Origin of the sequence: Pseudomonas sp. OTU750018 (assembly GCF_011636575.1) — a bacterium.
Classification (GTDB): domain Bacteria; phylum Pseudomonadota; class Gammaproteobacteria; order Pseudomonadales; family Pseudomonadaceae; genus Aquipseudomonas; species Aquipseudomonas peli.
In genome coordinates, this window is the sequence record NZ_JAAPAU010000002.1 from 433,987 (window position 1) to 450,933 (window position 16,947).

At 59.8% G+C, this 16,947-nt stretch carries 16 protein-coding genes; 8 read left to right on the forward strand and 8 right to left on the reverse strand.

The window, feature by feature from the left end; all coding sequences use genetic code 11:
• Window positions 1-115 precede the first annotated feature (115 nt).
• From HCI85_RS10810 to HCI85_RS10820, 3 genes are all read left to right on the forward strand, one after another.
• Complete coding sequence (locus HCI85_RS10810; protein WP_167144712.1) at window positions 116-1,126, forward strand: DUF2804 domain-containing protein; 1,011 nt, start codon at window positions 116-118, stop codon at window positions 1,124-1,126.
• A gap of 104 nt (window positions 1,127-1,230) precedes the next feature.
• On the forward strand, window positions 1,231-2,625 hold the full coding sequence (locus tag HCI85_RS10815) for a class II fumarate hydratase (RefSeq protein ID WP_167144713.1): 1,395 nt from the start codon (window positions 1,231-1,233) through the stop codon (window positions 2,623-2,625).
• Window positions 2,618-3,238, forward strand: coding sequence for an NAD(P)H-dependent oxidoreductase (locus HCI85_RS10820; RefSeq protein ID WP_167144714.1), 621 nt, complete (start codon window positions 2,618-2,620; stop codon window positions 3,236-3,238). The genes HCI85_RS10815 and HCI85_RS10820 overlap by 8 nt, the downstream gene beginning before the upstream one ends.
• Window positions 3,239-3,245: 7 nt before the next feature.
• Here HCI85_RS10820 and HCI85_RS10825 read toward each other — a convergent pair whose 3' ends face one another.
• Window positions 3,246-4,208 (reverse strand): DMT family transporter, encoded by a 963-nt coding sequence (locus HCI85_RS10825; protein ID WP_167144715.1) that lies wholly within the window; start codon window positions 4,206-4,208, stop codon window positions 3,246-3,248.
• 289 nt (window positions 4,209-4,497) lie between these two features.
• Here HCI85_RS10825 and HCI85_RS10830 point away from each other — a divergent pair, with 289 nt between their 5' ends.
• Window positions 4,498-4,707 (forward strand): DUF6316 family protein, encoded by a 210-nt coding sequence (locus HCI85_RS10830; protein ID WP_167145728.1) that lies wholly within the window; start codon window positions 4,498-4,500, stop codon window positions 4,705-4,707.
• 62 nt (window positions 4,708-4,769) lie between these two features.
• Here HCI85_RS10830 and HCI85_RS10835 read toward each other — a convergent pair whose 3' ends face one another.
• From HCI85_RS10835 to HCI85_RS10845, 3 genes are all read right to left on the reverse strand, one after another.
• Complete coding sequence (locus tag HCI85_RS10835; RefSeq protein WP_167144716.1) at window positions 4,770-5,954, reverse strand: thiolase family protein; 1,185 nt, start codon at window positions 5,952-5,954, stop codon at window positions 4,770-4,772.
• 113 nt (window positions 5,955-6,067) lie between these two features.
• Window positions 6,068-7,555, reverse strand: coding sequence for a polyphosphate:AMP phosphotransferase (pap, locus tag HCI85_RS10840; RefSeq protein WP_090253452.1), 1,488 nt, complete (start codon window positions 7,553-7,555; stop codon window positions 6,068-6,070).
• 75 nt (window positions 7,556-7,630) lie between these two features.
• Window positions 7,631-7,939 (reverse strand): class I SAM-dependent methyltransferase, encoded by a 309-nt coding sequence (locus tag HCI85_RS10845; protein ID WP_167144717.1) that lies wholly within the window; start codon window positions 7,937-7,939, stop codon window positions 7,631-7,633.
• Between the two features lie 544 nt (window positions 7,940-8,483).
• On the opposite strand from HCI85_RS10845, the gene HCI85_RS10850 reads away from it, so the two are divergent.
• A complete protein-coding gene (locus HCI85_RS10850; protein ID WP_090253448.1) occupies window positions 8,484-9,428 on the forward strand; it encodes a triacylglycerol lipase in 945 nt (314 codons plus the stop codon).
• An 81-nt stretch (window positions 9,429-9,509) separates the two neighbouring features.
• A complete protein-coding gene (locus HCI85_RS10855; RefSeq protein WP_167144718.1) occupies window positions 9,510-10,532 on the forward strand; it encodes a lipase secretion chaperone in 1,023 nt (340 codons plus the stop codon).
• A 50-nt stretch (window positions 10,533-10,582) separates the two neighbouring features.
• Here HCI85_RS10855 and HCI85_RS10860 read toward each other — a convergent pair whose 3' ends face one another.
• Both HCI85_RS10860 and HCI85_RS10865 read right to left on the reverse strand, forming a co-directional pair.
• Window positions 10,583-11,017, reverse strand: coding sequence for a DoxX family protein (locus HCI85_RS10860; RefSeq protein ID WP_090253443.1), 435 nt, complete (start codon window positions 11,015-11,017; stop codon window positions 10,583-10,585).
• A 126-nt stretch (window positions 11,018-11,143) separates the two neighbouring features.
• On the reverse strand, window positions 11,144-12,529 hold the full coding sequence (locus HCI85_RS10865) for a transglycosylase SLT domain-containing protein (RefSeq protein WP_090253440.1): 1,386 nt from the start codon (window positions 12,527-12,529) through the stop codon (window positions 11,144-11,146).
• Between the two features lie 235 nt (window positions 12,530-12,764).
• Here HCI85_RS10865 and HCI85_RS10870 point away from each other — a divergent pair, with 235 nt between their 5' ends.
• Both HCI85_RS10870 and HCI85_RS10875 read left to right on the forward strand, forming a co-directional pair.
• Window positions 12,765-13,583 carry a TatD family hydrolase gene (locus tag HCI85_RS10870; RefSeq protein ID WP_167144719.1) on the forward strand — a complete coding sequence of 273 codons (819 nt, stop codon included), beginning with the start codon at window positions 12,765-12,767 and terminating at the stop codon, window positions 13,581-13,583.
• 115 nt (window positions 13,584-13,698) lie between these two features.
• Window positions 13,699-15,165, forward strand: a complete 1,467-nt coding sequence (locus HCI85_RS10875) for a methyl-accepting chemotaxis protein (RefSeq protein WP_167144720.1) — start codon at window positions 13,699-13,701, stop codon at window positions 15,163-15,165.
• 54 nt (window positions 15,166-15,219) lie between these two features.
• On the opposite strand, the gene HCI85_RS10880 is transcribed toward HCI85_RS10875, so the two are convergent.
• Together HCI85_RS10880 and HCI85_RS10885 are read right to left on the reverse strand one after the other, a co-directional pair.
• Window positions 15,220-16,017, reverse strand: coding sequence for an acyl-CoA thioesterase (locus tag HCI85_RS10880; protein WP_167144721.1), 798 nt, complete (start codon window positions 16,015-16,017; stop codon window positions 15,220-15,222).
• Window positions 16,018-16,123: 106 nt separating this feature from the next.
• Window positions 16,124-16,897 carry a CHAD domain-containing protein gene (locus tag HCI85_RS10885; RefSeq protein WP_167144722.1) on the reverse strand — a complete coding sequence of 258 codons (774 nt, stop codon included), beginning with the start codon at window positions 16,895-16,897 and terminating at the stop codon, window positions 16,124-16,126.
• Window positions 16,898-16,947 lie beyond the last annotated feature (50 nt).

Here is a 16,947-nt window from a genome sequence, read left to right on the forward strand (position 1 = left end):
CCAGCACTTGCCGAGCAGGTCTGCGCCTGTGCATGCTCGACGAGATAAGCCATCTTCTGCTTCAGCGCGCCTTTGAGCCCACAAGGTAGGCGCCAGCACACACATGGACGTGTCGATGAACAGTTTCACTCACCCAGAGCCTTTTGCCGCCATCGCACTATGCGACAGCCGCGGCCTGCTCAACCCGCAGGCCATCGGCTGGTCGCCAAGGCCCATGATCGATTGCGCCATACCCGGGCACTTCGGTCGGCGCAAACGCTGGAACCATTGGTGCATCACCACCCCGCAGTGGATGCTCTCCTTCACCCAGGCCGACCTTGACTACCTGGGTTACGCCGCCGCCTACTTCCTTGATCTGCAAAGCGGCCAAGCCGTCGCCTACAGCCAGTACCGCCTGTTCGGCCGTGGCTGTGACCTGCCAGACCAACCGCAGGCAAGCCACGAATTCAACCACCCACGCCTACAACTGCGCGTGGCTGAACACACCGGACGCACCCGTATCACCATCAATGCACCGGATATTGGCGGGCAACCACTGCAAGTCGCCCTGGACATTCAGCGCCCTAGCCACCTGGATTCGGTCAACCTAGTCGCCCCGCTTGGCCCGCATAGCTTTCACGCCACCAGTCGTCAGCTTGGCCTGCCCTGCAGTGGCAGCGTGCAACTGGGCAAACAGCATTACAGCTGTGTAAACGGGCAAAGCTTTGCCTCACTGGATTTCGGCCGTGGCGTCTGGCCGCTCAATAGTCACTGGACCCGCGCCGCTTTTGCCGCGCCGGGTGGCATCGCCGGCAACTTCGGCTCTGGCTGGACGGATCATAGTGGCCTGTCGGAGAACACCCTGTGGTTTGGTGGCGAGTTGCAGCATCTGGATATCCCCATTGCCATCACTCAGGCGCCGCACAACCCCCTGGCGCCCTGGCAACTGCGCAGCCCGGATAATGCCGTACAGCTGACCTTCACCCCACGTCAGCGTCACCAGGCCTACCGCCGTCTCGGGCCGTTTTATGCTGATACGCAGCAGTGGTTCGGACATTTCGAGGGGGTTTTACGCGGTCCGGAAGGTGAACGAGTGCCAGTCAGCAACGCCCTTGGCTGGCTCGGTGAAACCCGCGCCCGTTGGTAATCGGCCATTGCGGTTGAACCTCTCCTGCTGCATCGCAACCTAAGCTGACAGACACCCCGCCGGGCAAGTTGCTTGCTGCACGTTCAACCCTCAGGAGAATCGCCATGAGCCGCACTGAAACCGACAGCCTCGGCCCCATCGACGTACCGGATGAAGCCTACTGGGGCGCACAGACTCAGCGCTCGCTGATCAACTTCGCCATCGGCCAGGAGCGCATGCCCTTGCCAGTGGTGCATGCCCTGGCGCTGATCAAGAAAGCTGCGGCGCGGGTTAATCAGCGTATCGGTGAATTGCCCGCAGATCTGGCCCGGCTGATTGAGCAGGCCACCAATGAAGTCTTGGCCGGCCAGCATGATGAGCAATTTCCCCTGGTGGTCTGGCAGACCGGCAGCGGTACGCAGAGCAATATGAACGTTAATGAAGTGATCGCTGGGCGCGCCAATGAACTGGCCGGCAACGGCCGTGGTGGCAAAACACCGGTGCACCCCAACGACCACGTCAACCGCGCACAAAGCTCCAACGACAGCTTTCCCACCGCCATGCATATCGCCGCCGTGCAAGCGGTGCAGCAGCAACTTCTGCCCGCACTGCGCGAACTGCGTGATGGCTTGCAGGAGCAGGCTGAACGGCATGCTCGGCTGGTCAAGACCGGGCGCACACACATGATGGACGCCACCCCAATGACCTTCGGCCAGGAGCTATCGGCCTTTGTCGCACAGCTGGGTTATGCCGAACGCGCCATCCAGGCTGCGCTGCCAGCCGTCTGCGAACTGGCCCAAGGCGGTACGGCCGTCGGCACCGGACTGAATTCACCGCAGGGCTTTGCCGATGCTATGGCTGCCGAACTGGCCGCCTTAAGTGGCCTGCCACTGGTCAGTGCGCCGAACAAGTTTGCCGCCCTCTCCGGCCATGAACCTTTGGTGGCGCTGTCCGGTGCCTTGAAAACTCTGGCGGTGGCCCTTATGAAACTGGCTAACGATCTGCGGTTGCTGGGTTCCGGCCCGCGTGCCGGCTTGGCCGAGGTGCGTTTGCCGGCCAATGAGCCAGGCAGCTCGATCATGCCGGGCAAGGTCAACCCGACTCAATGCGAGGCGCTGTCTATGCTGGCGTGTCAGGTACTGGGTAACGACAGCACGATTACCTTTGCCGCAAGCCAGGGCCATCTGCAACTCAACGTATTCAAGCCGGTGATCATTCACAACCTGCTGCAATCGATCCGCTTGCTGGCGGATGGCTGCCATAACTTCCAACAACACTGCGTCGCTGGCCTGCAACCGGACGCAGGGAAAATGGCCGAGCACCTGGAGCGCGGTCTGATGCTGGTCACGGCGCTGAACCCGCATATCGGCTATGACAAAGCCGCACAAATCGCCAAACAGGCCTACCAGGACGGCACCACCTTGCGCGAAGCAGCACTGCAGTTGGGCTACCTGAGCAATGAACAATTCGACGCCTGGGTGCGTCCTGAAAACATGCTGGAGGCAGGTCAACATGAGTGAAGCGGTAAAGAGTGGCGCAACGCCACTAGAAGGTGATGGCAAACGCATCCTGATGATTCTCGGCACACCGAAAAGCAACAGCTTCTGCCATGCCCTCGGTGAAGCTTACGCTCAAGGCGCACGCAGCAAGGGCCACGTGGTACGCCAGCTGAAACTGGGTGAAATGATCTATGACCCGGTACTGCGCGACGGCTATGAGCAGAGCCAGCAGCTGGAGCCCGACCTACTGGAGGCGCAGCGGCAGATTCACTGGGCCGAGCATCTGGTCTTCGTTTATCCGGTTTGGTGGGGCGGCATTCCTGCGCTGCTCAAAGGCTTTTTTGACCGCACCTTTCTACCCGGTTTCGCCTTCAAGTATCGCAACCGCTCGCAACTCTGGGACAAGCTGCTGACGGGGCGCACGGCTGACCTGCTAGTGACCATGGATACCCCGCCCTGGTACTTCCGCTGGATTTATGGGGCACCCGGGCATCGGCAGATGACTCGCACCATCCTCGGTTTCAGCGGCATCAAAACTCGCCGCCTGGCCGAATTCGCGCCGGTGCGCCCTTCCAGCGAAGAGCAACGTCAGAGTTGGTTACGCCGTGCAGAAACGCTCGGCAGCCGGGCCTGAACGTTACTTACGTCAGAGCAGCCAAACGCGCCTTGCGGGTGCGCCAACCCGCCAACAACGACGGCCCCAGCGCCGTCAGCGCCGAGCCCAGCACCACCAGCACGGCGCCGCCATAGGCCAACCAGTTGATCTGTTCGGGCTGCACATGGTCAGGCCACCAACTGGCAGCCATGGCCACCGACGCAAACGTCACCAACGGCGTAATCGCCAATGCGGCGCTGACCCGCGAAGCCTCCCAATGCGCCAATGCTTCGGCAAACGCGCCATACGCCACCAGGGTGTTCAGGCAGCAAGCGAACAGCAGCCACCCCTGTAACGGGTTGAGCTCGAGTGCTTGCAGCGGGTGTGCCCAGGGCGTCAGCAATACAGCGCAGGCCAGGTAGATCACCATCATCACCTGCAGCGAATTCCACGCCGTCAACAGTTGTTTTTGCGCCAAGCCGTAGAACGTCCAAACAAACGCCGCAAGCAATACGATCAATACACCGGTGGTGTAGGCCGTCAGCGAGGTCAGTAGCTCATCCAGACGCTGGTTGAAGAACAAAGCAAAACCGACCAGCAGTACCAACAAGCCAAGCCCTTGGCCAACGCTGAATTGCTCGCGAAAGATAAAAATACTGCTGACAAGCAACAGAATCGGGGCTACCTGAATCACTAGCTGAGTCGTGCCAGGGCTAAGCAGGTTAAGCCCCGTCAAATACAGCACATAGTTGCCGGTCAGCCCGGCAATCGCCAGCAGCAGAAGCCCGCCACCTTTCTTGCCCAGCGGACGAAACGCGGGTAAGCGCTGACTGGCAGCCAGATAGGCCAACAAAATAGAGCCGGAAACCAGCAGGCGATACCAGGTCACCGTGACCGGGTCCATCACCTGCAGCACTTCCTTGAGTTTGATCGGCAGCACGCCCCACAGCACGGCGGTCAGCAGCGCGAGAAACAGACCGTAGAGCCAACGACCGGAAGAAATGTGCATAAACGCCTCGCAACCAGCACCATACCCCCTGCCCGATGCGGGTTGGAGCGGTGACACTGCATTCTAGGTCGTCCCTGCAAACCGGCACAGTCACAGACAAGCACCTCAATTCACGGAAACTGTACTGATGGCTGCACCGCATCAAGCCAGCGCTCTGGCGTCAAAAAATATGAAAACCAGTGAAATCAAGCCGAATTTCGGCAAAACCGACCATTTGTCGTCAAAATCTGCAGCCATCAAAACGCCGTTTAGACTGACCTCAGCAGCTCATTTTGCGGGAGGTTCATCTATGTTCGGCCAACGTCATATCGACCATAACCCCGGGACCCACTACCGCAGTGAGCGCGTCAGCGCGGTCAACGGGCAATACTTCTTTTCAACCCGCGAGGGCACGCTGGAAGGCCCTTACTTCAACCGAACGGATGCAGAACGGGAGATCGCTTTCTATATCCGCCGGATGAAACATGCCAACGAGATCATCGAAAGTCGCGCATTCTGAACACAAAAACCAGCCAATAAAAAACCGCGACATGTCGCGGTTTTTTATTGAGAGCAGGACGATCAGCGCACGGCTTCAAACAACCCGGTCGCGCCCATGCCGCCGCCCACACACATGGTGACGATGCCGTAACGCAGGTTACGCCGCTGCAGCTCACGCACCAAATGGCCGACCTGACGCGAACCCGTCATGCCGAACGGGTGGCCGATGGAAATCGAGCCGCCGTTGACGTTGTACTTGGCATTGTCGATTTCCAGACGGTCGCGGGCATACAGACACTGCGACGCAAACGCCTCGTTAAGCTCCCACAGGTCGATGTCGGCAATACTCAGGCCCTTGGCCTTGAGCAGTTTGGGCACCGAGAACACCGGGCCAATGCCCATCTCGTCGGGCTCGCAACCGGCGGCAACAAAGCCACGGAAGAACGCCAGTGGCTTGAGACCCAGCTCGATGGCTTTTTCCAGGCTCATAACCAGGGTCATCGACGCGCCATCGGAGAGCTGTGAGGCGTTGCCAGCGGTGACCGAACCGTCATCGGCAAACACCGGTTTAAGCGCGGCCAGACTTTCCAGAGTGGTGTCTGCGCGGTTGCAGTCGTCGTGAGCGACGACGCCGTCGACGATGCTCTTCTCGCCGGTGGCTTTATCTTCAACTTGATACTTGACGGGCATCGGCACGATTTCATCGTCGAACAGGCCTTCGGCCTGCGCCCGCGCAGTGCGCTGCTGGCTCTGCAGAGCATAAGCGTCCTGGGCTTCGCGGCTGACGTTGTAACGACGGGCGACGATCTCGGCGGTCTGGCCCATCGGGTAATAGATGCCCGGCACCTCTTTTTGCAGCAGCGGGTTGAACAGGTTCTGCGTGTTCATGCTTTTAAGGGTCATGGTGATCGACTCAACGCCGCCCGCCACGATTACATCGCTGCAGCCCGACGCCACCTGGTTGGCTGCAATCGCAATGGCCTGCAGGCCCGAGGAGCAGAAACGATTGAGGGTCATGCCCGCCACGTTGGTGCCCAGGCCGGACAGCACGGCCACGTTACGGCCAATGTTCATGCCCTGAGCGCCTTCATTGGAGCCGGCGCCAACGATGCAGTCATCCACCAGCGCTGGGTCGATACCGGTGCGCGCCAGCAATGCATTGACGCAATGAGCCGCCATGTCGTCTGGACGGGTCAGATTGAACTTGCCACGGAAGGACTTGGCCAAACCAGTCCGTACGCTGTCAACGATCACCACTTCACGCATGTCGCACCTCATTGTTATTGGATTGAGTTGCCAATAAGAATAAAGCCGGACAATCTCGCTCAGCGATGATCATTCATCAGCCGTATGCGCGACCATCCTCTTACCCATGTGCCTTAGTCTTTGCTGAACGCCGCTTCGAGCGCCTCGTTGATGGTGCGCAGCACCTTGATCCGGGCAAAGCGCTTGTCATTGGCTTCCACCAACGTCCACGGGGCGATTTCCGTGCTGGTGCGGTCGACCATATCGCCTACCGCATCGCGGTACAGCGGCCATTTCTCACGGTTGCGCCAGTCTTCTTCGGTGATCTTGAAGCGTTTAAAGGGGATCTGCTCGCGGGCTTTGAAGCGCTCCAACTGGGTCTGCTGATCAATCGACAACCAGAACTTCACCAGCACCACGCCGGCTTCGCTGAGCTGCTCTTCGAAATCATTGATCTCACCATAGGCGCGTAGCCAGTCGCCCGTACTACAGAAGCCCTCGACCCGCTCCACCAGCACCCGGCCATACCAGGAGCGATCAAATACGGTGAACTTACCGCGCGGTGGAATATGCCGCCAGAAACGCCACAGATAGGGCTGCGCGCGCTCTTCTTCGGTCGGCGCGGCAACTGGAACGATGCGGTACTGGCGCGGATCAAGCGCACCAATCACCCGGCGAATCGCGCCGCCCTTGCCGGCTGCATCATTACCTTCGAACACCGCGATCAGCGAATGGCGGCGCATGCGCTTGTCGCGCATCAGGCTAGACAAGCGTGCCTGCTCAACCACCAGTTGCTCGTTGTAGCTGTCCTTGTCCAGCGCCTGGGTCATGTCCAGGCTATCGATCAGCCCACGTTCATCCAGGCTGGATGTCAGCGGCGCGGCATGAGGATGAGGCACTGGGCGCGCCTTGGCCTTCAACGCGGCTTGCAAGCCATCGAGCAGAATGCGTCCGACCGTCAGGCTGCGGTAATACTCGTCAGCCCCCTCGACCACATACCAGGGCGCATAATCGCGACTGGTGCGGCGCAGCACACGCTCGCCAACGCGTACAAATTTGTCGTAGGTTTTTGACTGTTGCCAGTCCAATGGACTGATACGCCAGCTGTGCAGCGGGTCATCCTGCAGCGCCTTGAGCCGCGCCTTCATCTGCTGTTTGGACAGGTGGAACCAGAACTTGAAGATCAGCGTGCCCTCATCGCAGAGCATGCGCTCCAGCCCAAGGGTGGTATCGATGGCCTGATCGAGCACAGCATTCTTGATCCGCCCGTGCACCCGCCCCTGCAGCATCTGGCTGTACCAGTTGCCGAAGAAAATGCCGATACGTCCCTTGGGCGGCAGTTGCCGCCAGTAACGCCAGGCCGGCGGGCGCGCCAGCTCTTCATCAGTCTGCTGATCGAAGGTACTGACCTGAATCAGTCGCGCATCCATCCACTCATTGAGCAGCTTGACCGTCTCGCCCTTACCCGCACCTTCGATGCCGTTAATCAGAATAAGTACGGCAAAACGCCCTTGCTGCTGCAGCTCATACTGCGCTTCCAGCAGCGCTTCGCGCAGCGCGGGGGCCTCGGCCTCAAAGGTTTCTTTATCAATGCTGCGGCCGATCTCGGCGGATTCGAACATAGCCCACTCCCTGACAATATCGTTTGAGCCTAGCGGATCGGCGGTGGCTTTGGCCAAAGCTATTGTGGGGTTCACTCAGCGCCGGGTAATCAGCCCCTGCTTGGCTACGCGCGTCAACTGCCGCACGGTTTCATCCAGCTGCGCGGCCGTTGGCGCCTGGATCACCGCCATATCGAAATGATTGCTGGCAAAGCGTGCCAGGGATTCGCCGTCGTGAACAAGGTTGATCAGAAAGGTCCGCGGTCCCGGCCAACGCTTGGGCCAACCATCGAGGTAGCGCAGCAAGGTCGGCTGGTGGCTACCGCCAAGGAGGATTTTCGGATTGTGCAGGGTCAGCCCGGACGTGATCGGGGCTAGGCGAATAAGCGGTTGGGGACAGTGCATCGATATGTCTCCGCCTCATTGAGTCCGCTGGGCAGCGGTGAGAGGCGACACCGAACCAGCGCTTTAGCGGAATTTCAAAGCCTCAGAAGAGTGCTTCTCAGGGCACTGCAATCAGCAGTTAACCCGGCGCCCCGCAAGTAGCTGTTTAAATCGGCGCATGGGTTGGCATCCTAGAGAAGCCCGCGCAAAGCTGTCAAGCCACGATCCTGCGGCCCTCCCCAATCACCCCAACCTTTGACTGGTGGCACCCCTATTCGGCCGGCCAACCTGGCTTTTTGCCGCTGGCTCGCAGGCCGCTGATCCGCCATCTGGGGCCTGAATCCAGACCAGCACCGTTTCACCCCGTAACAAACCCGCGGCACCGCGCCTGCACCGGATTGCGCACAACTTCGATGTATCGCCCGTGGCAGAGGGCTATACGGCTGTTTGCGACTACTGGCATGGTTTCTGCCACTACCCTTGGGCTGATGTACGCGCCACGGGATGGGCGTTTTGGCTGCATGGATTGCCTTGAACTGCCCGATAAACCCTAGCGAGAGCACCAATGAACAACAATAAAACCCTGCTCGCCCTCTGCCTGGGCGCCGGCTTGCTGGCCTCTGGCAACACCCATGCTTTCTGGTTCGGCTCCTCCGGCTACACCCAGACCAAGTACCCGGTTGTACTGGCCCACGGCATGCTCGGCTTCGACAGTATCCTGGGCGTCGACTACTGGTACGGCATTCCTGCCGCGCTGCGGCGCGACGGTGCCAGCGTGTACATCACCGAAGTCAGCCAACTGAACACCTCGGAAGCACGCGGCGAAGAACTGCTGGATCAGGTGGAAGAGATTGTCGCCATCAGCGGCAAGCCCAAGGTCAATCTGATCGGCCACAGCCATGGTGGGCCGACCATCCGCTACGTCGCTGCCGTCAAACCAAACCTGATTGCTTCCGCTACCAGCGTCGGTGCACCACATAAAGGCTCGGCCACCGCCGACTTTATCCGCCAGGTACCGCCGGGTTCAGCTGGAGAAACCCTGCTATCGGGTATCGTCAATGGCCTCGGCACACTGATCAACTTCCTCTCTGGCAGTTCGAGCACCACCCCGCAGAACGCGCTGGGATCGCTGGAGTCTCTTAACAGCCAGGGTGCGGCGCGTTTCAACGCCAAGTTCCCACAGGGGATTCCAACCACCGCCTGCGGTGAAGGTGCTTACAGCGTCAATGGCGTGCGCTACTACTCTTGGAGTGGTACCAGCCCGGTGACCAATATCATCGACCCGAGCGACCTGCTGCTGGGCGCCACCGCGCTAACCTTCAATGGCGAAGCCAACGACGGCCTGGTTGGCCGCTGCAGCTCGCGCATGGGCAAGGTAATCCGCGATAACTACCGGATGAACCACCTCGATGAGGTCAACCAGACCCTCGGCCTGACCAGCCTGTTTGAAACGGACCCGGTCACGGTCTATCGCCAACATGCCAACCGCCTGAAAAACGACGGACTGTAACGGCTTCACCAGGGGCTGCCGTGCAGCCTCTGGTGCTGTTGTACGTTTCGCCAAACTCGCCTGCCCGCCTGAAGAGTGCCTGTGAAAAAATTTCTGCTGCTCTCACCGCTTTTGTTCGCCGCCTGCCTGGCTCTCGCGCTGTACCTGCAACCCGTGGATATTCCCGCGCAGCTCAGTGGCGATGCGCCACAGCCGATTCAACGCAGTGATACGCCATCGGCTTCACCAAGCCAGATCGGCATGCAGACCCAAGTCGCGCCACTAAAAAACCTGCCCGCTTCATTCGGCGGCACCACAGTGGATGGCGTCTTTCGTCTGGACGCTAACGGCAACCTGCTGATCAGCGAAGACATCCGGCGCATCTTCGATTATTTCCTTGCCGCAGCCGGTGAAGAACCGCTGCGTACCAGCGTCGAGCGGCTGCGTGCCTATATCGCCGCAGAACTGCCGGCCAATGCCCGTGAGCAGGCCCTGGTTCTGCTCAACCAGTACCTCGACTATAAGCGCGAGTTGGTACTGCTCGAACGCGACCTGCCGCAGATGGCCAATCTGGATGCCCTGCGCCAGCGCGAGGCCGCTGTGAAGGCACTGCGCGCGCGGATTTTCGACAGTGAAACGCAGCAGGCATTCTTCGCCCGCGAAGAGGCCTACAACCAATTCACCCTGCAACGCCTGGCGATTCTGCAGAACGGCGAGCTGGACGATGCCGGTAAAGCCGCCGCTGTTGACCAACTGCGTAACAGTCTGCCTGCAGAGATGCAGGACACCGTGCTGCCGCAACTGCAGAACGAGCTGCGCCAGCAAACCGCGCGACTGCAGGCGGCCGGCGCCAAACCGGAACAGATCCGCCAGCTGCGTCAGCAACTGGTCGGCGCCGAAGCCACCCAGCGCCTCGAAGTGCTCGATCAGCAGCGGCAAACCTGGAAAAAACGCATTGCCCAGTACAGCACTGAAAAAGCCGCCATCGAAAACAACCCAGGCATGAGCGCCAGCGACAAACGCGCCGCCATTGCCCAGCTGGCCGCAGAGAACTTCGATGAGCGTGAACAACTGCGCCTGGAAGCTGCCGAACAGCTGGCGACGCAGAACAAACCCCAACCCTGAAACGTAAAAAGCCCACCGAAGTGGGCTTTTTACTGGCTGCTGCGTATCGATTAACCAGCGATGCGCTTGTCCAGGGACAGCTTGCCAGCGCCCTCAATCAGGATTGCTACGCTGATCGCCAAGAGTGCCAGGGCAAACTCATAACCGTTGTTGCTCATGAAGAAACCATTGGCAAGGTGCACAGTGGCAATCGCCACCACCATGGTCACTGCCAGTACCGCTGCAGCTGGGCGCGCCAGCAGACCGATAATCAAGGCAATGCCACCAAAGAACTCGGCGCTACCGGCCATCAGTGCCAACAAGTAGCCTGGCGCCAGACCGATGCTTTCCATCCACTGACCTACGCCTTCCAGGCCGTAACCGCCAAACCAGCCAAACAGCTTCTGCGCACCGTGGGCGGCGAAGGTGATGCCGGCAATGATGCGCAGCACGGTAAGGCCATAGCCAGCTTGAGTTGCAACAACAGATTTGATCAGAGCGTTCATGTGCAGCAGTCCTTGTAGTCAGGGGTTGATGGAGAGAAGATTAACCCAATTAACCAATATTTAAAGCGCATAAAATCGCTTTAAAATATCGAATAAATTAATAAATCAACATTCTCAACCCGCGCGCTAGGGTTCAAGCAGATAGCGCTCACGGTCATAAGCAAGGTAGTACTTATTCACGCTATTCACATAGCTGACCACGCCCATGCCCATCTGCTCCATCGCCACCCGTTCGACCTGGAAGAACCACTGGTTAGGATTTAGGCCACGCCGACGCGCTTCAGCCCGCAAACTCTGCACCCGTTGCGGGCCCAGGTTGTAGCCAGCCAGGATAAAGGCCATGCGCTCACGTTCGTTAAGCTGTGGGCTGTTGAAGTAGTTGCGACGAATCATCGCCAGGTACTTGGCGCTGGCCTGCACGTTGTTATCCAGCACGCCGATATTGCTCACGCCAACACTGCGTGCGGCCGCCGGGGTGATCTGCATCAGACCGGTTGCACCGCCCGCACCTCGGGCGGCGGGGTTAAGGGTCGATTCCTTAAAGGCCACGGCAGCCAGCGCCAACCAATCGAAATCATGCTGGGTCGCATAGCGTTGTAGCACTGGACGGACTTTTTCCAGGCGCTGACGCTCGGTACGGCCCAGCGGATAATGCACTTTGTACAATCGCCGATAGACGCGCTGGAACGCGGCATCTAAATCCGCAGGATCACGGTAACCCTTGAGGAAGCGGTCGATACTGGCGCCAAGCATGGGGGTGTCGCGACGCACATACCAGCGCATGTCACCGTCGCTGGCCAATGGCAGGTGGCGGTCCAGGCGCAACTTAGGCATCACCTTGGCCCAACGTTCAGCAATCGGCTGCTCCACTGCGGTGACACTGAATATCCCAGCCTGGACCATTTCCAACACGTCCTCGACCGCCAAGCTCGGGTCAACCCACTCAACGATAATCGGTGAGCGTTTGCTGTCGATCAGCCGCTGATTGAGCGCCCGTACCGCCTCACCCGCCACACTGCCTGCAGGTAATGCCAAACTGCGTCCGGACAGCTGTTCGAGGCTCTGATAACGCCGGTTACCCTGCTTGGCAACGATGATCACTGGCACGTTGCTGCGGATCGCCGCGCTGGCGCTGAGGTTACTGCCGCGCGGCATATTCAATAGTTCGCCAGGCGCGACCAGATCGCCTTCACCCCGCTGCAGGGCGGCCAGCAATTGGTCCTTGGCGCGCGGAATGATCTTCAGCTTGAGTGTGCGGCCATCCCGCGAGTTGCGATTGAGGTACTGCTCGAAGGCGCGCATACGTTGATATTCAACACCAATGCTCTGGCCTTTGACTTCACCCGAGCTGTTGCGGCTCTGGTTGACCAGCACGCGCAATTCGCCGCTGCTGCGAATACTCGCCAGGTCGCGGACCGCCTTAGGCTGCTCGACTTCCAGCGGGCCAGCCACGCGCGCTACCGCCGTGCAAGACAGCAGCAATAGGCAGCAGATGAGCAGCACTCGCGACATCAAGGCTCCAGGGCAGAATCGGCCGAAAGATCAGCACCGCCACCCGGTTAAACAGGCTGCAGACAAGGCAACTGACCCCTCGCGCGGGGCGCGGAGGTTCGCACAGCCCGCACTCAGACGCCAGCCGACAATCACATACGACATCACATAAAAGCTTTAAGTTGCTGTATTTATTAGCTTTTAATCTATTAAAAAAGCTCTGCTATGCTGCCCAATCAATTCAGCAGGTAGCACCATGCAACTCATCGACATCGGCGTCAATCTGACTCACCCAAGCTTTGCTGAACAACGCGAAGCACTCCTCGCTCGCGCCTATGCGGCGGGCGTCCAGCAAATGCTGTTAACCGGCACCAGTCTGACGGAAAGCCAACACGCCCTGGAGCTGTGCCAGCAGTTGGATGACAGCGCAGAACATTTGTTCAGCACTGCCGGTATTCACCCCCACGACGCTAGCAGCTGGAACAGCGACAGCCATGCGCAGCTCAAAGCTTTACTGGAAGAACCCAGAGTGCGCGCGGTGGGCGAATGCGGGCTGGACTTCAATCGCGATTTTTCACCACGGCCACAACAGGAACAGGTGTTGGAGCAGCAGTTAGCCCTGGCGTTAGAACTGCAACTGCCGGTATTCCTGCATGAACGCGATGCCGACGAGCGCCTGCTGGCCATCCTGCGGCACTTCCGCGACCAGCTGCCGGCGGCCGTGGTGCATTGTTTTACCGGGGAGAAGCGCGCGCTGTTCAACTACCTGGATATGGACCTGCACATCGGCATCACCGGCTGGATCTGCGACGAGCGCCGCGGCAGTAACCTGCATCCGCTCGTCAAGGAAATCCCCCGCGGCCGCCTGATGCTGGAAAGTGATGCGCCGTTCCTGCTGCCACGCAGCCTGCGCCCGAAGCCGAAGAACGGTCGTAACGAGCCGGCCTTTCTGGTTGAGGTGTTGCGTGAAGTGGCGTTGCACCGCGGTGAAACCGAACAGGTTTTGGCGGCCCATACCAGCGCTACAGCCAGGGCCTTCTTCAACCTGCCCACCCCAAAGGGTACGACCGACTGACCCCTGAGTAGCGCAGTGAGTGCTAGCTTGTTGATAAGGATCAATAGCGCCGCAGTGTCGTTGACCGACACTACTGGCACTTTGCCAAGCCTTCACCTCACACAGAGACACCTGCATGGGCCATTGGATCAGCGACCTTTCCCTGAAGTACAAGTTCTGGGCCGTAAATGCCGTGGCCTTCTTTACCACGCTGCTGTTGGTACTCTATGCGCTGCAGCTGGAGCAGCAGGTGCATCACACCGCCGCCAAGCAGGCCGCACAGCAGCAGGCCCGACTATTAAGCCAATGGCCGCAGGATAAGGCCCTGCCAAGCGCGAGCAACCTGCTGAGCGTTGCAGCCGGCCAGACTCCACGCCTACCGGACAATCAGGGCAGCGCCCTGGCCAACGCCCGCGGCTGGGTCGATTTGAATGGCAGTGAGGGTCTGATTGGTGCCGAAGTCATCGTCCGTGAAGACGGTCAGCGCCTGGCTATCACCGCCTCGGCGCCAAGCCTGCCCGAGGTGTTTTTCGACCGTGCCCCGAGCTATGCCCTGGTTGTTGCGCTATTGATGCTGCTGTTGCTGGCGGCATCGCAGTTGCTGATTCGCTTTCTGCTCAGCCACCTCAACACCCTCAAGGATGTGATGCTGCAGGTGGAAAAAAGCGGCGACCTCAGCGCCCGCGTACCACTCGACTGCAAAGATGAAGTGGGCCAGATGGCCAGTGCCTTTAATGCCATGCAGGCCGGCTACCAGCGTGTTGTTGGCATCGTTGCCCAGTCAGCAGCGCAGCTGGATGAAGGTGCCGAACGCTTGGCCGGTAATATGCGCGATGTACGCCAGGGTATGCTCGAACAGCAAAGCGAAACGGAGCAAGCAGCTACGGCGATCAATCAGATGTCCGCCACCGTGCATCACATTGCCGAACACACCGCCGATACCCGTGACCAGTCCAAGAATGCCGAACACCTTGCGCACAGCGGCCAGCAGGCAGTCAACCGCGTGAGCCTATCGATTTCCGGGCTGTCCAGCGGCGTGCAGCAAACCGCGCAGATGATCGAAAAGCTGGCCGCCGATAGCCAGAAGATTGGTGGTGTGGTCAGTGAGATCCATGGCATTGCCGAACAGACCAACCTGCTCGCCTTGAACGCTGCCATTGAAGCGGCCCGCGCCGGTGAAATGGGGCGCGGCTTTGCCGTGGTGGCAGATGAAGTACGCAACCTGGCTAGACGGGTGCAGGACTCCACCGATGTGATCACCCAAATGATCAATACCCTGCAAAGCGGCACCCGTGATGCCGTGGACTTTATGCAGGACAGTTCGATCAAGGCCGACGAATGCGTCAAACAGGCCGGTGAGGCCGGCCAGGCGCTGGTGGCCATCACCGAGTCGGTGGCGCATATGCGTGAAAGCAACACGCAGATTGCCGTGGCGGCGGAACAGCAGAGCCAGGTGGCTGAAGAAATGAACCGCGCGGTGATCCGCATCCGCGACGTGACCGAGCAAACCGTCAGCCAAACGGGGGAATCGGCACTGACCAGTGCCAACCTGGCCAATTTGGCCGGCTCGTTGAACACCGCCATCCGTCAGCTCAAGCTGTGAAGAACGGGCAATTCAGCCGTTGCAGTACGTCACGGCAACGGCCGTAATCAGCGCTTAACCGAACACCGCCACTGTCTGCCGGCTGATGGCCAGCAACTCCCCTTTGGCGCTCCACATTGCTGCGGCCACATGGCCGTAGCCATCGCGGGCATGCTCAATGTGCGCCCGGTACAGACACCAGTCCTGCGTCGTCAGCGCCGTCATTGGCTGCACAAACTCAATCGTCCAGGTCAACGTACTACCGGGCGCTGGCGCACTCAGGTGTGGCAAAACCGCAGGCGGCCACGCATCCACCAAAGCCAGCAGGTGAGCCTCAGTGACCACCTCGACCGCTTCCTGGTCACGTAGACGCACCCAGCCGCCCATGTCCCGCGACGGATTATTGGTGAAAGGCAAACCACCAAACGCCCAGCGCATGGCCAAAAAACGGGTGAACTCAGGGGTTACAGTCGGGATATAAGGCATTTCCTGGCAGGCTTCCACGGCCTTGGCCTCCGGTGCCGGCTCTGCCGACACGGCGATACGCGAGTCGCGCCCAGCACCGAAGCTCCCCTGGACGATGGTCACCACTTGCCCATCTTGGATTGCCCGCCCCAATACCTGGCTGACGGCCTTGCCTTCACGCAGCACTTCCACCTCAAAGCACACGGGTACGTCAGGCGCCGCAGGGCCAACAAAGGTAATCGCCAGAGAACGCGGCGGTCGCCCGCTTGGCACCTGAGCACGCATGGCCTCATAGGCCAGCGCCGCCACCAAACCGCCGAAACTGGCACGGCCTTGACCCCATGCGGCAGGAATCCGCACCGCCTCAGGGTTATCACGCACTGCCTGGAGTAACTCGGAAAAGCCCATAAGCACCTCAACACTGAAGATGCGGGTGATCTTAGGGCAAAGACGCCAACGAATGACACGCCATTTCGGCCAAACACGCCGAAGGTTTAACGACTTTTCAGCCAACTCAGTCGTCAGCGCGCGCAAAACCTGTGGCCAATGCCTGCAAGGCCAGATCAGCTTGCTGCTCGGCGTCGAGCATCGCCGCCCGCCAAACCGCTACGCACGGTTGCAAATCTGCTTCGGCTTCGGCGCGCTGCAACCATTGCCAGTGGTCATGCCAATCACCCAGCGCGGACTGCGCCTGTTTAAGCTGCAGGCGCAGACGACCGGAAAAACCGGCCACCTGCGGATAGGCCTCGGCGGCATAACGCAGACGCTTGACCAGCAAGCGCAGGCGATGACGGTCATGTGCAGGGTCAAGCAGTGCCTGTTTCAGGCGCTTGCGATCCTTGCGCAAGCGTTGCTTGATCAACTTGTCCAAACCACGCAGTTGTCCGTTGCTAGCCGCCTGACGCCATTGCCACGGCCAGTCATCCAGAGCAGTGAGCAGGTGGGCCAACGGCGCGCAGTCCAACAGCTGCAGGTAGCCCTGCTGTAACAGTGGTAGCCGAGATTTAGCGGCGCTATCGAGCCCTTGCTGTTGCAGATAGTCCTGCAGCACTTCAAGGTCGCGCAGCGGACCGGTCAAGCGGCCCAGTTCTGCCGCCCGCTGCTGCAACGCCTCACAGGCGGCGACCGAAAATAACGGCCGCAGCAAGCTGCGCAACTGGCGCAAGGCAATACGCAGATCGTGCAGGGCCTCGCCATCGGTGGTCACCCGCAGCCGTTCACGACAGGCAAATAAGCGCATCTGAACCCGCAGTACGTGTCGTGGCACCTCATCAATCAAGCCCTGCATTGCCTCACTCCTGTGAAATCACTACCCAGACTATGCGCTTATTGATTAGC

What these genes read in the sequence shown, in the direction of transcription:
- HCI85_RS10810 (WP_167144712.1), top strand. Translation starts at nt 116, where the DNA reads ATGAACAGTTTCACTCACCCAGAGCCTTTTGCCGCCATCGCACTATGC.
- HCI85_RS10815 (WP_167144713.1), top strand. Translation starts at nt 1,231, where the DNA reads ATGAGCCGCACTGAAACCGACAGCCTCGGCCCCATCGACGTACCGGAT.
- HCI85_RS10820 (WP_167144714.1), top strand. Translation starts at nt 2,618, where the DNA reads ATGAGTGAAGCGGTAAAGAGTGGCGCAACGCCACTAGAAGGTGATGGC.
- HCI85_RS10825 (WP_167144715.1), bottom strand. Translation starts at nt 4,208, where the DNA reads ATGCACATTTCTTCCGGTCGTTGGCTCTACGGTCTGTTTCTCGCGCTG.
- HCI85_RS10830 (WP_167145728.1), top strand. Translation starts at nt 4,498, where the DNA reads ATGTTCGGCCAACGTCATATCGACCATAACCCCGGGACCCACTACCGC.
- HCI85_RS10835 (WP_167144716.1), bottom strand. Translation starts at nt 5,954, where the DNA reads ATGCGTGAAGTGGTGATCGTTGACAGCGTACGGACTGGTTTGGCCAAG.
- pap (WP_090253452.1), bottom strand. Translation starts at nt 7,555, where the DNA reads ATGTTCGAATCCGCCGAGATCGGCCGCAGCATTGATAAAGAAACCTTT.
- HCI85_RS10845 (WP_167144717.1), bottom strand. Translation starts at nt 7,939, where the DNA reads ATGCACTGTCCCCAACCGCTTATTCGCCTAGCCCCGATCACGTCCGGG.
- HCI85_RS10850 (WP_090253448.1), top strand. Translation starts at nt 8,484, where the DNA reads ATGAACAACAATAAAACCCTGCTCGCCCTCTGCCTGGGCGCCGGCTTG.
- HCI85_RS10860 (WP_090253443.1), bottom strand. Translation starts at nt 11,017, where the DNA reads ATGAACGCTCTGATCAAATCTGTTGTTGCAACTCAAGCTGGCTATGGC.
- HCI85_RS10865 (WP_090253440.1), bottom strand. Translation starts at nt 12,529, where the DNA reads ATGTCGCGAGTGCTGCTCATCTGCTGCCTATTGCTGCTGTCTTGCACG.
- HCI85_RS10870 (WP_167144719.1), top strand. Translation starts at nt 12,765, where the DNA reads ATGCAACTCATCGACATCGGCGTCAATCTGACTCACCCAAGCTTTGCT.
- HCI85_RS10875 (WP_167144720.1), top strand. Translation starts at nt 13,699, where the DNA reads ATGGGCCATTGGATCAGCGACCTTTCCCTGAAGTACAAGTTCTGGGCC.
- HCI85_RS10880 (WP_167144721.1), bottom strand. Translation starts at nt 16,017, where the DNA reads ATGGGCTTTTCCGAGTTACTCCAGGCAGTGCGTGATAACCCTGAGGCG.
- HCI85_RS10885 (WP_167144722.1), bottom strand. Translation starts at nt 16,897, where the DNA reads ATGCAGGGCTTGATTGATGAGGTGCCACGACACGTACTGCGGGTTCAG.